The organism is Oceanirhabdus sp. W0125-5, from assembly GCF_027938815.1.
In the GTDB taxonomy this organism is placed as follows: Bacteria; Bacillota; Clostridia; order Clostridiales; family Clostridiaceae; genus Oceanirhabdus.
Genome location: NZ_CP115913.1, coordinates 1,540,437 through 1,555,383, shown reverse-complemented (window position 1 = coordinate 1,555,383; position 14,947 = coordinate 1,540,437). Strand labels below are relative to the sequence as shown.

Below are 14,947 nucleotides of genomic sequence, written 5' to 3'. Positions count from 1 at the left end.
GTTTCTATACGTGAAATGTAATTATTAAGCCGCCCCTAAAGTGGAATGGTAATCTCACTAGCAAATATTCCTGGTTCATTTTGAAGATTAAGAAACCCTTCATATTTATTAACCAGAAACTGTACTCTCTTCATTCCAAGTCCATGCTCTCCACGCTTAGTTGATATATAGTTTCTTTGATTGAAATCCAGTTCTTCTTCTGCACTATTTTGAATTGACATGTAAAACTGCGAACCAAACACTTCTGAATATATCCTTATAAATCTTTTCTCTACAGGTATCTTCATACAGGATTCCATGGCATTTTCAAGAAGATTGCTTACCATTACACACATATCAATATCTTTTATCTTCAACTCTTCCGGAAGAACTGCTTTAAAATCCACTTTTATCCCGTGATTCATCATAATACTTATTTTACTATTAAGTATTGCATCCATCATTATATTTCCTGATTTAACAAGACTGTCTACAGACTCCAGTTCCTTCTCAAGTTTAGATATGTATTCTTCAAGTTCTTCAACTTCTCCCATTGCCAAATAAGCTTTCATTGCCTGAATATGATTATGATAGTCATGTCTCCATCCCCTCATATTAAGATAAACATTTTTAATTTCTTCGTACTGATGAGATAAGAATTTTTTCTGCATAGCATCAATACTTTTAACACTCTCACTATCACTTAATAATGCATACTGGTCAAATGCCAAAACAATAATAACAACGAATACCGCCAGATTATCCCTTAAAGATATACTTAAAGCTGCAGCTGATACTAAAAACAAAGTCAAACCAGTATATTTATTCAACTTATTCTTATATGTAAATGTTGTCCACAAACATATTAAAACAAATAATGTTAACCAAACTCCACTTTCTCCAAAACTTCTTCCAATAATGTAGAATGTTAAAATAGGAATAAACCATTTTATCTGTTGAAGAAAAATATCATTATTATAAAAAATCAGATAAACAAGCATAATTAATATTTCCACACATAATATCAAAAGTATGTAATACCAAGTATCCCTCTCGAGAATCATAAAAACACAATCCATAAAAAAACAGGATACCATGGCAAAAATTCCAAAGGTTCTAACCTTTAGATTTTCATCAAGCCTGGTATTTCTAACAAAAAAATAGATCAATATGAAAAGCATAATTCCTTTATAAACCATTACTTATAATCCTTTCTTCTGTAATCCATGTAAGCCTTCATTAAATCTCCCCACTTAGCTCTAGCTATAGGAATTTCAATTCCATTTTTCATAAGAATATTTTTCTTATCAATTCTTTCAATACAATTAAACTGAACGATATAACATCTATGAGGCTTAAAAAATTTATCTTTAGAAAGCATCTTTTCCCACTGACTCATCTTATTACCTGATACAAAAACTCCCTTTGATGAGTTTATGTTTGTATTATGATTGTCGCTTTCAATATAATCAATCTCACTTTCATAGAAATTTACAATCCCCTCTTTGGTTTTAATGGTTATGGACTGTTCTACTGATGATACCTTCTCTTTTAACTTTTTTAGTAACTGTGAAATATTTTCCTGCTTTATAGGCTTTAATATATATCCACATGCATCAACCTTATACCCATCAAAAACATAATCTTTTTCTCCAGTAATAAATGCGATTGGAACATTTCCATCTTCTTCTCTTATAGCTTCTGCCAGAGAAAATCCGTTCATCTTATTCAGCATAATATCCAGCAGAATTGCATCAAACTTCTCATCTTCAAATGCAAACAAAAAACTCTCAGCACTTTCAAATATGTTAAAAGAAAGGGTAATCACCTCATCTTCCGCTGCTTTTTCTAACATTGAAAGAAGATATTCCTGATGTATTTTCTCATCTTCTACTATTGCAATTTTCATCTTCTACCTCCAGAATATTAGGACAATGGTAAAAAATAAGGAGTCAAATTTTCTTAGGATTTTTCAGTTCTGGCGAGGCGCATAATCATGCGCATACTAGATGTATGTAAGTGATTTTGCAACGAAGTTCAGAACTGAAAAAGACAAGAAAATTGGCTTATTATTTTTTCCACTGTCCTAGTATAATCTTTTTTAATTATATCAATTTTCCAAATCTTTGTATATGAAAACCAATTTCCATCAACTTGTGTAAGTATAAAGATATTACTCCTAGGAATGGTAGATACTCAAAAGAAAAGTTAGAAGCTAAGGAAAAGTTTTATGAGGAGTTTATGAACATAACGTAAAAAAACCACGACATAAAGTCGTGGTTTTATATGGTGGAGGCGAGGGGAATCGAACCCCTGTCCGAAAACGATCCCATAAAGGCATCTCCGAGCGCAGTCAGTAATTTGGGATTCCCCAATTTCCACTCCTACTGACAGGATTGGAAATCCGGTAGCTTCATCAGTTCCGTTCCTAACTCAAAGCTTTGCTAGGCTCGGTGCCCCGCTAAGTTGACGTCCTATAATAAGCCGCGGGTTACTTATCTAGGACGAGCAGCTACTAAGCTGCTAAAGCGTAATTATCGTTTGCGTTTATATTTAAGTTCCTGGTTTATTTATGAGGGGCTAGGATTCCCTCAGCTCGCTTCCTTTACCAAATACATCCCCGTCGAAAGCCATGTACGCCCCCATGTATAGTTGCTATTAAAGTGTTTTTATAGTGAAACTTAATTAATCCATGTTCCAAAATCTCAAAGCTTCAATGAGTTATGGACTTGTATTAATTATTAGTTGAACTAAAAACACTGTTCTTCTCGCAAACAAAACATAGGTTAATACCTTCCAACATATATTAACTTTTCAAAGATCTTAGCTTTTCTGCTAAACAAAGTAATTATATCATATATAGCAAATATGTCAAGGTGACTTTCAGAAACATTCGTTCCTGTCTTGCTATAAACATATTGTACATGATTCAAGTTTTCAAATCAATGATGAATTCAATCCACATTATGCGAACTCTTCATAGTAAGCAACTCTATGGGAACCTTAGTACAGACTTCCAAAAAAATTTTATCTCCAAGCATTTTTCATTTGTTTTTGTATATCTCTTTTTGCTGATTTCTCTTTAAGAGATTGTCTCTTATCGTAGTTATGCTTACCTTTTGCAACACCTAATTTAAGCTTTACTCTTCCTCTTACTAAATATAGTGATAAAGGTACAAGAGTATACCCCTTTTGAGAAGTAAATTCCATTAATTTATTTATCTCATATTTGTGAAGCAATAACTTCTTATCTCTCATAGGATCCTTATTGAATATGTTTCCCTGTTCATAAGGACTAATATGCATCCCAATAACAAATACTTCACCATTTCTTATCTGTGCATAGCTTTCTTTAAGCTGTACTTTTCCTGCTCTTATAGATTTAACTTCTGTTCCAAATAACTCTAATCCTGCTTCATATGATTCTTCTATAAAATAATCATGTAGAGCTTTTCTATTAGTAGCTAATTGATTTGATGGTTTCTTATTCTTAGACATCTTATCACCTCCTCATTCTATGATATATTTTAACCTATTTTATTAATTATGTCATCTTCTTTATGAACTAAAGGCTTGTCCACTCTAATCTTTATTAACTTTTATAATTAATTAATCCATCGACATAATGCCACATTTTACTTGTAATATGTAAATAAAAATCAATTTTTAACCAAATCTTGTTGTAATTCACCAAAAAAGATATTAAAATATAATTATTCTATTGTTTAATAAAATATCATATTAAATTAAAATTTTTAATTATTACATCTTTAATAATTCGGAGGGGTTTTGATGAAGAAGTCATCATTAGAAAACGAATATCTACTTAAGATAAATTTCAACGATAATAGACCAGGTTATGCCAGCAGCCCATATAAGAAAAATAAAAGAGGGTTCGGCTGGTTCATGAAGAAATTTTTTATAATACTAATTGTACTAGCTTTACTTTCAACCATATCAGTTGGTGCTATAAATTTTTATGTTATTAAGTCAACATCTAAATATATAGTTCAGCCTGAAAATGCACCTAAGAGCGATACAATGATTGTTCTAGGGGCTGGTGTTTATCCTGATGGCACTTTATCTCCTATGCTTTCTGATAGAGTTAAAACTGCCAATGTAGTATCAAATAAAAATGGTACTGAGAAGTATATCCTTACTGGTGATCACGGAAGAAAAGAATATGATGAGGTTAGTGCTATGATGGATAGGCTTATATCTAAATATAATGTACTTCCTGAGAACATCTTCTTAGATCATGCAGGATTTAGCACATATGAATCTATGTACAGAGCTGATTATATATTCAAAGTAAAGTCTGCTGTAATAGTAACCCAAAAATATCATCTTCCAAGAGCTATTTATATAGCTAGAAAAAAAGGAATAGATGCTTATGGAGTTGCCGCTGACAGACCTGAATCATATGTTGGAATGCCAAAGTATAAGTTTAGAGAATATTTTGCAACAGCTAAGGATTTTGTATTTTCACTTTTCAATTTTGATCCAACATTTAAAGGAGTTGAACATCCTATTAGTGGTGATGGGACACAAACACACAACGACTAAAAAAAGCACCCATGGGTGCTTTTTTTAATGGAGAATGGAGAATTGAGAATTGAGAATGAAGGATGATTCTGATATTCATCAGAATCTACATTTTATTGTTCTTTAGAACTATAGGATTTAACTCATTTTATCTTGAGATAAAATATTGTATTGTAAACACAACATTTATTCAATTATGTGCTTTAATTCAAATTAAAAAGCAGAATAAAAAAGTTGGTAATTTTAAATCACCAACTTTTTCATTTAATTACCTTATATTATTTAGATTGAAACCTACTACATCCATACTAAAGGAAAAATTAAATTAAAATTTCACGGAGTGAAATGTCAATCATTTTACATTATCCATTATACATTTGTTTTAATGTATCGGTTCTTCTATAGCTTCATGTTCTTCATTCTCTAGAATCACTATAGGTTCTTCTATTGCTTCTATTCTTTCAGTTGTTTCTTTCTCAATGATTTCATTTACTGACTTCATATCTTCCATAACATCTATGTCTACATCTACTACATCGATTTCCTCATTTTCTTCTTCATCACTAAGAAGTTCAAAGTATATATCGTAGTTATCCATTTCTACACTGCTAACTCTTATCTTAACAGCATCTCCTAATCTATAAACATTCTTTGTATGTTCTCCAATTAGGCAGAAGTGTCTTTCATCGAATATATAATAATCATCTTCTAATGCACTTATATGAACTAATCCTTCTATAGTATTTGGAAGTTCAATAAACATACCAAAATTAGTTACGGATGAAATTATTCCTTCGTAAACTTCTCCAATTCTTTCTTTCATATATTCAGCTTTCTTTAAATCATCTACTTCTCTTTCAGCTTCCATAGCAATTTTTTCTCTTTCAGATGATCTAAGTGCAGCTTCACCAACTATATTTTTAAGTTTATTAATTCTTTTCTCATCAATTCCTGTATTTATGAATTCTTTTATTATCCTGTGAATCATTAAATCAGGATATCTTCTTATTGGTGAAGTAAAATGACAATAATATCTAGCTGCAAGACCAAAGTGCCCTGCACATTCTGGTGCATATCTTGCCTTCATCATTGTTCTTAACATAAGAGTACCAATAACTGTTTCTTCTTTCTTTCCCTTAACCTTTTCAAGTATCTCCTGGAATACTCTTGGATGTAATGTTTGTGTAGGTCTAATAAATAATCCAATATTGTGAGCAAACTCTTTAAAGCGTTCTAACTTCTCACTACTTGGCTCTTCATGTATTCTATAAACAAATGGCAGATTAGTCCAGAACATGTACTCTGCTACCGTTTCATTACATACTAGCATAAACTCTTCTATTATTCTGTTAGACACTTCTCTCTCATAAGGTTTAATGTCTACAGGTTTTCCTAATTTATCTAGTATTATCTTACTTTCTTCAAAATCAAAATCTATAGCCCCACGACTCATTCTCTTCTTATTAAGTATGTTAAATAGTTCTTCCATAAGTTTAAAATCTTCATAAAGATAATCATACTTTTCGATTAATTCCTCATCACCATACTTAAGTATCTTAGTTACATCACTATAGGTCATTCTCTCATTAGTCTTTATTATACTTTCAAAAACTTCATTAGAAACAACCTTACCAGTATTATCTATCTCCATCATACATGTTAATGCAAGTCTATCAACTTTAGGATTAAGACTACATACACCATTTGATAGTTTTTTAGGCAGCATAGGAATTACTCTATCTACAAGGTAAACAGAAGTCCCCCTTTTAAGAGCTTCCTTATCAAGAGGATTTCTCTCTTTAACATAATGAGTTACATCTGCGATATGCACTCCTAATTTATAATTACCATTATCTAATTTTTCAATTGATACAGCATCATCCAAGTCTTTGGCATCTTCACCATCAATTGTTACCATTTTCTTTTCTCTAAGATCTATTCTTCTACCAAATTCTTCTTCAGGTATTTTATCTTCAATACCCGCTGCATACTCTTCTACCTTCTCTGTGAATTCTTCAGGAAGATTAAATTTTCTTATAATTGTGAGTATGTCAATACCTTTCTCACCCTTATATCCAAGAACTTCAGTAATTTTACCTTCTGGATTTCTTCCCCTTTTAGGATACTGAGTTATCTTTGCAACTACTACCTGACCTTGCTTAGCATTCATATTTTGACTCTTTGGAATAAATATGTCCATCTGTAGTTTCTTATCCTCTGGAACAACAAAACCAAAATTCTTACTGTCTTCATAAATTCCTATAACAGTTTTAATGTTTCTTTCAACAATTTTCTCTATTTCTCCCTCTTCTCGCTTACCTTCAATTGGAGTCTTTGTTATTTTAACAATAACCTTATCACCATTCATAGCTCCATTAACTCCAGCGATTGGAATAAAAACATCTCTCTCTCTATCTTCACTTATAACAAACCCAAACCCCTTAGGTTTTGCATCGAATATTCCAACAATTAATCCCATCTTTTCTGGAACGCCATAATGCTCAGTTCTATTTTTAACTATCAGACCTTCCTTCTCCATTACATCCAAAGTCTTTTGGAAGTCTTTTAGTTCATGTCTTCTTATAGCAAAAATTTTTGCCAATTCCTTTGCATTCATTGGCTTATATGCATTCTCTTTCATAAAACTTACTAATACACCTTTGATGCTCAAACTTGTCACATCCTTTATAAAATATTAAACATATCTATGTATATGTTAATGCGTAAAAAGAAACTATTGTGCTTTAGAAATGAAATGTATAATTGATAATGTAGAATGTATAATGATTGACATTTCTCTCCGAGAAATTGTAATTGTATTGTTCCTTGCACTACAATAGTTTACTCGTTTCATCAAGGATGAAACCTTGTATTTTAAATACAATATTTTATCTAAAGATAAAATAAGTTAAAACCTAGTGTTCTAAAGACCAATAACAATGTAGTTTTGCAGCGCAAAACATCCATCATTATACATTCTCCATTCTACATTATCCATTTGTTTTTCTACCTTCACTACTATTATACCCATTCTCACCATTTAAATATGTTTTTATCTTTTAATTGAATACTTATTTTATGTATTTACTATCTAGAATCTTAAAATTAATAAATGTATTTATTCCATGTACTTCACTGATTATACCAAAAAAATATCGTATTATAAAGTTTTTCCTAAATGTGAATGATATTCTACATAATAGAATAAAAAAAAATAACGCATTGGGGTTTGCGTTATTTTTGAGTATGAAATTTGGGGGATTGAGTATAGATTTTTCCGTTCGCTCTATACTCACAGTCTTTGGGGAAAGACTGTTTGACTAATTAAAAAGGGGGCTATTTAATTCTTTGTTTCCTTGCAACTTAATTATATATAATTCGATGCTAAAAAACAAGTATTTTAGCGTTTTTTGTTGTAAAGAATTTGTAAAGAAATTATTAATAATTACGCTTCCCCTCTTAGCACCTTCAATTCCTCGTTCGACAATTCTCGATAGTCACCTTCTGGTAAAGTCTCATCAAGTTTCAATCCACCAAATTCAACCCTTTTAAGGAAAACAACCTCTTTTCCTCTAGTTTTGAACATTCTCTTTACTTGATGGAACTTCCCTTCTTGAATAGTTACCATAACCTCTGCACCATGTTCATCTGAACTTAAAATTTCAAGTTTCCCTGGCATACACTCATATCCATCCTCAAGTGTAATTCCTGCTTCAAATGCTCTTATATCTGATTCATTTACAGATTTATCAATTTCAGCAAAATACACCTTATCTACATGGTGTTTTGGAGAAATCAATCTATGATTTAACTTTCCATCATTAGTCAACAATAAAAGACCTACAGTGTCTTTATCTAATCTACCTACAGGAAAAGGCTCAAAAGCTTGAAGTTCAGGGTCCAGAATATCAACAACAGTATCCTGATAATTATCAAAAGTAGCAGAAATATATCCTGCTGGTTTGTTCATCATGATGTATACAAATTCCCTATAGTTGATTTCTTCACCATCAACAACTACTATATCATTATCTGTATCAATCTTCATGTCGCTTTTCTTAGCCGTCACACCGTTAACCTCTACCCATCCATTCTTAACCATTACCTTTACTTCTTTTCTTGTACCATATCCTAAATTTGATAATATCTTATCTAATCTTTCCATCTTATCTCCCTTAACTTAAGGGATGCACCTCTCTTTCGTAACTCCATTAAACTTCTTTAAAATGTACTTTTTCTATTTTATCATAAATAAACTCTATATAGATATATTAACTCTAAATTAATTTAAAATATTCCGAAGAATGATGAATATCATCAATATATGTTCTTTATTCTCTATTCTTTTTTGTTTATCTTTTTTACTTCTCATTTACGTTAAATTTATTTATACAGTAATGCTCATATGATTCATTATTATTTATATGTTTTACAAGCATTAGAATTCTATACTCGCCTGCTTTCTTTGGAATGAATGTGAAGAAATCCTTTGCAGAATATTTCTGCAGAACTCTCCATCCATCATTTTCATATAAATAAAATTCATATATTATATTTTCTTTAATATTACATTCTCCTTGAAATGTTATCTCATCAAAAATATTAATATTATCTCTGTCACATTTAATATAACTCTCTGTAATAGGTCTACTTCCAATAACATTAACATTTATATTTTTAATATAATCCTGCTCCTCATTACTCTTAATATTTTTACAGAAAAACTCAAATCGATATCTCCCACTGTTCAATAATTTAAAATCATATGCTTTATGCTCAGAATAATCACATTGTTCCACATGAACACCGTTTAGATATACATTATATTTATAAACTATTTCCTTAGCTATATTCCCAACAATTTCAAATTTAATCTTATCATGAACATAATACTCTCTAGCATCATAAAGAACATACTCTATCTTTCCTGGTATAAATTCCTTAACATTAAGAATGAACAATTCTTTTGAATCTAGTTCTTTTTTACTCTTCTTTCCTTTTATATGAATTTCTAATTTAAACTCTCCTGCTTCCCTTGGAATAAAATCTATTTCATTGTCTTTACTATATTCCGTTCTCTGAATTTCTTTATCATCTTTAAATATAATAAATCTATATTCACTCATCCAAGGGGTTGTCCCCTCTACTCTAATATTCAATTCATTATTAATAAGAATATTATTAATATCTTCACTAAAAATTACTTTTTCAATTCGCTCATCCTGAACAGCTAATTCTTTTATGTTAAACTCCAATTCTTTTATATCATCTGGTGTCTCAGCAGCTTTTCTCTTGATAATACATTTTATATTGTATCTCCCCTCTTTCTCTGGTTTCCAGAAAAAATAAGGTGATGCTATATAATCACTATCAAGGATTTTACTATTCTCAAATTTCTTTAGAATTTCTTTCTTATTATTCCCCTCAATCTCCTTATATTTTATATTATTGCAAACATGAACCCTTTTCTCTTCAATCTTTTCAATCATAAATCTATACAGTAATCTTGAATCAGTATTGGTTACTGCTCTAATTTTAATATTTGTACCAATTTCTTGTGGAGATTGAAGATCTGTAGTCAGTTCTCTTATGAGAATCTTCTCACCATCTTTTACTCTATAAACTATCTTTGCTCGATCATCATACTCATTTAATGAAAACATGTCCTTTATATAACATATCAACACATGCTCTCCTTTTAATTCTTCAACTAGAGTAATATTATTATTACTGGAATAATCTCTAAGAATCTCTATTTCCCCCTGAGGATAAACTTTTATAAACTTGTATAATATATTATCCTCTTCTTTCTGATTAATCTTAACTTTAAAATTAATATTTCTACCAACATATAGGTTATTTTTAGAACATTCAATCAATTTGATTTTCGGTTGTATTTTCTCCTCAACTTCAACCTTCTTCGTCAAACTAATTGTCTTCTTTCCCTCTCCCTTTGTGGTAAAACATTTTAGAGAAATCTCCTTAACTCCAGGGGTAGTAAAATGATATTCCAAATCACCTTCTTTAGTTATATCTTTTAAAGTTCTCCACCCCTTATCTTCCTTAATCATGTACTTATATACTGCGTCATTCCTATTACTTCGCGCTGATATACATAGTTTTTCCCCAACCTTAAGCTTGTCCTTATCAACATTAAATTCTTCCATACGGAAGGGCATTTCTTTAAACAAAATCTCGTAATGACTTCTAGTAACATAATCAAATGATTGTTTAGAATTAATCTTTTTTGCTTGTACCATTATGAAATAATCCCCAGGTTTATCAAATCTCCATTTTAATGTATTGTCTCCAGAGAACTCTCTTACTGTTTCCCATTTACTCTCATGTCCAACGAGAAATTTATATTCAAGACTTTCTCCAGTATCATTTATTACTTGGATATTAATATCTCGTCCTTGAAATTGCTGTTTTTCAGGAACAATACTTAATCTTATCTCGTCCATATTTACCCCCATATAAAAATCGACATAAATTCCTTATTCTAATTATACTATATTTCCATTAAATGTAACAACTCCTCTCAGCACTAATTCACACATTCTTATCATATAAAATAAAATTCTGCAAAGACTAGTGTATATATATTTTTTTCAGTTAAAAACTTAATTTATCAAGAAATTCAAAAGTAATATTTGGAGGTGAAGTAATGGATAAATACGATGCAGACTACACTTATAAAAAGAAGAATATAACTATCGATAAAAAAAATAACCCATATCCAATTTTAGAACAAACAATAAATGCAGAGCTATTCCCATATTGTCCTAATAATGCTATCGATACAGCATTTTATGAAAAAGAAGACGAAACACTTTAAAAACAAATTGAGAATGGATAATTCAGAATGGATAATTCAGAATGGATAATGATGGATGTTTCTGCCTTTTTGAGCAGAAACTACATTATATTGTTCTAAAGAACAAGAAATTTTTACTCATTTTATCTTAGATAAAATATTGTATTTAAAATGCAAAGTTTGATTTTATTTAAACCAATCAACTCCTCTTATCCTAGGAATAATACAATAAAAAATTCTCGTCGTAAAATGTCATTCGTTCTCAACTAAAGTAAAACACAAGGAAATCTAGTTTTCCTTGTGTTTTTCAATTAATTCTATAAGATTTCTTTTAAGTCTTTCATCATCTATCTTGCTTCTCTTTTTAGGACCAGATATTCTCCCCCCACCTCTTCTAACCTTCGCATTTACATGCCTTTTCATAAGAAGGGTGTCAATATTCTGCTCAGTATATAACTTTCCATTAGGATTGATGGCATGAGCACCTTTCGGCATGACCATTGCAGCAACCCCATAATCTTGTGAGACAACTATATCATTCTTCTTGGTTTCATTCATAACTTTCATATCAACACTCTGAAAACCACGATCAACAACCCTTACTTCAGAATAATTGCTCCTTATCATATGGTCTATTGTACAGAAGATAATCACTTCTATGTTATATTCTTTTGCCACACCTTCAATTGCTTCTCTTGAAGGACATGCGTCTCCGTCTATTATGATTCTCATATCCATACACCCCTTTAAAAATCAAATGTATAATGGATAATGCTCAACGATAAAAGCGAATGTATAATTGATAATGTATAATGTATAATGATGGATGGTTCTGACTTAAGTCAGAACCTAAATCTTATTGCTTTTTAGAACAAAATAATTTTACTTATTTTATCCAAGGATAAAATATTGTAATTTAAATACAATGTGTTATCTAAAGATAACACGAGTAAAAACCTATTGTCCAAGAAACAATAAGATTAGAATTTCTCGAAGAGAAATGTCCATCATTATACATTTTCCATTATACATTATACATTTCTTTTAAGCTTCTCCGTTATACATTATCCATTTCTTTATATTTTTTTAGTTAGTTCTTCTCTTAACTCTTCAAATCCTTCTTTACCTAGAAGTGCAAACATATTTTTCTTGTATGCTTCAACTCCTGGTTGGTCAAATGGATTAACTCCAAGAACATATCCACTTATTCCACATGCTTTTTCGAAGAAGTATACTAAATAACCATAGTTGAATGGTGATATTTCACTCATGTTTAGTACTAGGTTTGGTACGCCTCCATCAACGTGTGCTAATGTAGTACCTAAGAATGCTTGCTTATTAACGAAATCGATTGTCTTACCGCTTAGGTAGTTCAATCCATCTAAATTCTTCTCATCAGATTTTATAGTCATCTCTTTAAGAGGCTTTTCAATATTTATTACAGTTTCAAAAATATTTCTAACACCATCTTGTATATATTGTCCTAGTGAGTGTAAGTCTGTTGAGAATATAACTGATGCTGGGAAGATACCCTTTCCATCTTTTCCTTCACTCTCTCCATATAATTGCTTCCACCACTCTGACATGTATTGTAGTCTCGGCTCATAGCTAACCATTATTTCTGTAGTATTTCCTTTATTATAAAGACAATTTCTCACTGCTGCATATTTATAACAGTCATTTTCTTCAATGTTTTCATTACTGAACTCTTCTCTCGCAGCTGCAGCACCATCCATCATATCTTTTATATCAACACCTGCTGCTGCAATTGGAAGAAGTCCAACTGGAGTTAATACAGAGAATCTTCCACCAACATTATCAGGAATTACAAAAGTTTCGTATCCTTCTGCTTCTGATAATTGCTTTAAAGCTCCTCTTGCTTTGTCAGTAGTTGCAAATATTCTTTCCTTTGCACCTTCTTTTCCATATTTGTTCTCTAAAATCTCTTTAAATATTCTGAAAGCGATTGCAGGCTCAGTAGTAGTCCCTGATTTAGATACAACATTAACTGAGAAATCTTTTCCTTCAATAACTTCTAATAAATCTTGAATATATGTAGAACTAATGTTATTTCCAGCAAAGTAAACCTCAACACCATCTCTCTTCTCTTTTGGAAGATTATTGTGGAAACTGTGAGTTAACATCTCTATTGCTGCTCTTGCTCCAAGGTATGATCCTCCAATACCTATAACAATAAGAACATCTGAGTTACTCTTAATCTTCTCTGCTGCTTTTTGAACTCTTGCGAATTCATCTTTATCGTAATTTACAGGTAAATCAACCCATCCTAAAAACGCATTCCCAGGTCCATTTCCTTCGTGAAGTAACTTATGAGCACTTGAAATTGCAGGCTGCATTTGACTTACTTCGTGTTCTCTTAAAAATTCTGAACAATTCTTAATATCCAATGATAATACTTTTTTCATATAACTTCCTCCATTTCATATAATCTTTTTCCCATTATTATATTATGCCACATTAAAGCGTATATTTTAAAGTTTTTTTTCATTTTTATTTGTAAATTATATTTATTTTGATAATTCTAGTGTTAATGCACTTACTTTACCAATTTTCTAAGCCTATTGACTTTAAACTTTTATAATAATCTTAATAATTTATTTTAATACATAAATTAAAAAATGATACATAAAAGAAAATATCTCTTTTATGCATCATCTTGGCTATTTTGTCTACCCATCCATCAACTCTTCTTGAATTTCTGCTTCATCTTCAAGATTAACCTCTTCTAAATTTACTAGATTCTCTTCATACTCTTCTAACTCTTTAGACTTACCTGTTTTCATTTGCTTTAAATACTCTTTCTTTGCTTTTGTCGCCTCTGCTAATGAGTCATATTCCTCCCCTGTTAAGATATTAATATATTTCTCTCTATTATTATATTTCTCTTTCTCGTACCATCTCATCTCGTCTTTATTGAAGTAATTGATTATAAATATCTTTTCCTTATCCATATATCCTCCATTACATCATTTGCTTTCATTGTATATAATCATGGCAGAATATTCTGGGTCATTAGCATATTGATTCCCTGCTGAATATTTAATATCTATTATTTCTAAGTTTCTATTTTCATGTAACCATTCATTAACTACACTTTGAAGATGATCATACCTGCCCCGTGCAATAATTTTTACTTTCATTAAATCCCTTCTTTTAAAATATTTATCATATTAATTATATGATATGCTATTCAAATTAATAATAAAAAGCACTTAAATTCAACTCAAATTTGCTTATTTTTAAAGAATTTATTTCCAATAAAATTAGCACAATTTACCACGAAAATTCCCCCTTAAAACCTCTTTATAAATCTCGTATTATGTATCAGAACTAATGATGATTTGGGAGGCACAGCATGGGAATAAGTGAATTTACAGAAAAACTTAATTTAATAACTCTTTTCGTTTATACCGTTAATGACGATCTTCTTTCAACACAAATTCAAAAACATTTAGTTAAAAATTATGCAAGTAATTTAAGAATTAATCTAACAGATAATATGGTTGGAGAACTAATACATAAATATCCTTAACTTCTATGACAAATGTTGCAGGCTATTAAAGCTATTGCATAATAACTAGCTTC

13 protein-coding genes and 1 other RNA gene are annotated in these 14,947 nt (G+C 30.5%); 3 read left to right on the top strand and 11 right to left on the bottom strand.

All coding sequences use genetic code 11. The features are described from left to right. Positions 1–35 precede the first annotated feature (35 nt). The 4 genes from OW730_RS07480 to smpB form a co-directional block, all read right to left on the bottom strand. Positions 36–995 carry a sensor histidine kinase gene (locus OW730_RS07480; RefSeq protein ID WP_271228425.1) on the bottom strand — a complete coding sequence of 320 codons (960 nt, stop codon included), beginning with the start codon at positions 993–995 and terminating at the stop codon, positions 36–38. Positions 996–1,177: 182 nt separating this feature from the next. After that, on the bottom strand, positions 1,178–1,888 hold the full coding sequence (locus OW730_RS07475) for a LytR/AlgR family response regulator transcription factor (protein WP_271228424.1): 711 nt from the start codon (positions 1,886–1,888) through the stop codon (positions 1,178–1,180). A 378-nt stretch (positions 1,889–2,266) separates the two neighbouring features. Beyond that, positions 2,267–2,623: a transfer-messenger RNA gene (gene ssrA / locus OW730_RS07470) on the bottom strand. A 383-nt stretch (positions 2,624–3,006) separates the two neighbouring features. Beyond that, a complete protein-coding gene (gene smpB / locus OW730_RS07465) occupies positions 3,007–3,477 on the bottom strand; it encodes an SsrA-binding protein SmpB (RefSeq protein ID WP_271228423.1) in 471 nt (156 codons plus the stop codon). Positions 3,478–3,771: 294 nt separating this feature from the next. On the opposite strand from smpB, the gene OW730_RS07460 reads away from it, so the two are divergent. Beyond that, positions 3,772–4,545: a SanA/YdcF family protein gene (locus OW730_RS07460; protein ID WP_271228422.1), complete on the top strand. Its 774-nt coding sequence runs from the start codon at positions 3,772–3,774 to the stop codon at positions 4,543–4,545. Between the two features lie 361 nt (positions 4,546–4,906). Here the strand turns inward: OW730_RS07460 and rnr are convergent, their stop codons facing one another. From rnr to OW730_RS07445, 3 genes are all read right to left on the bottom strand, one after another. Beyond that, positions 4,907–7,195 (bottom strand): ribonuclease R, encoded by a 2,289-nt coding sequence (rnr, locus tag OW730_RS07455; RefSeq protein WP_271228421.1) that lies wholly within the window; start codon positions 7,193–7,195, stop codon positions 4,907–4,909. 774 nt (positions 7,196–7,969) lie between these two features. Beyond that, a complete protein-coding gene (locus OW730_RS07450) occupies positions 7,970–8,689 on the bottom strand; it encodes a pseudouridine synthase (protein WP_271228420.1) in 720 nt (239 codons plus the stop codon). 196 nt (positions 8,690–8,885) lie between these two features. Further along, positions 8,886–10,988, bottom strand: coding sequence for a triple tyrosine motif-containing protein (locus tag OW730_RS07445; protein ID WP_271228419.1), 2,103 nt, complete (start codon positions 10,986–10,988; stop codon positions 8,886–8,888). Positions 10,989–11,191: 203 nt separating this feature from the next. Between OW730_RS07445 and OW730_RS07440 the strand changes: the two genes are divergently transcribed. Beyond that, positions 11,192–11,362: a hypothetical protein gene (locus tag OW730_RS07440; protein ID WP_271228418.1), complete on the top strand. Its 171-nt coding sequence runs from the start codon at positions 11,192–11,194 to the stop codon at positions 11,360–11,362. A gap of 267 nt (positions 11,363–11,629) precedes the next feature. Here OW730_RS07440 and OW730_RS07435 read toward each other — a convergent pair whose 3' ends face one another. The 4 genes from OW730_RS07435 to OW730_RS07420 all read right to left on the bottom strand — a co-directional run bounded on the left by OW730_RS07435 (position 11,630) and on the right by OW730_RS07420 (position 14,502). Next, on the bottom strand, positions 11,630–12,073 hold the full coding sequence (locus OW730_RS07435; RefSeq protein ID WP_271228417.1) for a YaiI/YqxD family protein: 444 nt from the start codon (positions 12,071–12,073) through the stop codon (positions 11,630–11,632). Positions 12,074–12,417: 344 nt separating this feature from the next. Further along, entirely contained in the window at positions 12,418–13,767 is a 1,350-nt protein-coding gene (locus OW730_RS07430) for a glucose-6-phosphate isomerase (RefSeq protein WP_271228416.1), read from the bottom strand. Positions 13,768–14,031: 264 nt separating this feature from the next. Next, positions 14,032–14,313 carry a hypothetical protein gene (locus OW730_RS07425; RefSeq protein WP_271228415.1) on the bottom strand — a complete coding sequence of 94 codons (282 nt, stop codon included), beginning with the start codon at positions 14,311–14,313 and terminating at the stop codon, positions 14,032–14,034. Positions 14,314–14,328: 15 nt separating this feature from the next. Beyond that, the gene (locus OW730_RS07420; RefSeq protein WP_271228414.1) at positions 14,329–14,502 is read right to left on the bottom strand and encodes a sporulation protein Cse60; all 174 of its coding nucleotides are present in this window, start codon (positions 14,500–14,502) and stop codon (positions 14,329–14,331) included. Between the two features lie 215 nt (positions 14,503–14,717). On the opposite strand from OW730_RS07420, the gene OW730_RS07415 reads away from it, so the two are divergent. Beyond that, entirely contained in the window at positions 14,718–14,894 is a 177-nt protein-coding gene (locus tag OW730_RS07415) for a hypothetical protein (protein ID WP_271228413.1), read from the top strand. Positions 14,895–14,947: the final 53 nt, after the last annotated feature.

Excerpts from the sequence above, each read along its gene's own strand:
- OW730_RS07440 (WP_271228418.1), top strand. The coding sequence starts at position 11,192 with ATGGATAAATACGATGCAGACTACACTTATAAAAAGAAGAATATAACT.
- OW730_RS07435 (WP_271228417.1), bottom strand. The coding sequence starts at position 12,073 with ATGAGAATCATAATAGACGGAGACGCATGTCCTTCAAGAGAAGCAATT.
- OW730_RS07415 (WP_271228413.1), top strand. The coding sequence starts at position 14,718 with ATGGGAATAAGTGAATTTACAGAAAAACTTAATTTAATAACTCTTTTC.
- OW730_RS07460 (WP_271228422.1), top strand. The coding sequence starts at position 3,772 with ATGAAGAAGTCATCATTAGAAAACGAATATCTACTTAAGATAAATTTC.
- OW730_RS07445 (WP_271228419.1), bottom strand. The coding sequence starts at position 10,988 with ATGGACGAGATAAGATTAAGTATTGTTCCTGAAAAACAGCAATTTCAA.
- OW730_RS07425 (WP_271228415.1), bottom strand. The coding sequence starts at position 14,313 with ATGGATAAGGAAAAGATATTTATAATCAATTACTTCAATAAAGACGAG.
- OW730_RS07430 (WP_271228416.1), bottom strand. The coding sequence starts at position 13,767 with ATGAAAAAAGTATTATCATTGGATATTAAGAATTGTTCAGAATTTTTA.
- OW730_RS07450 (WP_271228420.1), bottom strand. The coding sequence starts at position 8,689 with ATGGAAAGATTAGATAAGATATTATCAAATTTAGGATATGGTACAAGA.
- OW730_RS07475 (WP_271228424.1), bottom strand. The coding sequence starts at position 1,888 with ATGAAAATTGCAATAGTAGAAGATGAGAAAATACATCAGGAATATCTT.
- OW730_RS07420 (WP_271228414.1), bottom strand. The coding sequence starts at position 14,502 with ATGAAAGTAAAAATTATTGCACGGGGCAGGTATGATCATCTTCAAAGT.
- smpB (WP_271228423.1), bottom strand. The coding sequence starts at position 3,477 with ATGTCTAAGAATAAGAAACCATCAAATCAATTAGCTACTAATAGAAAA.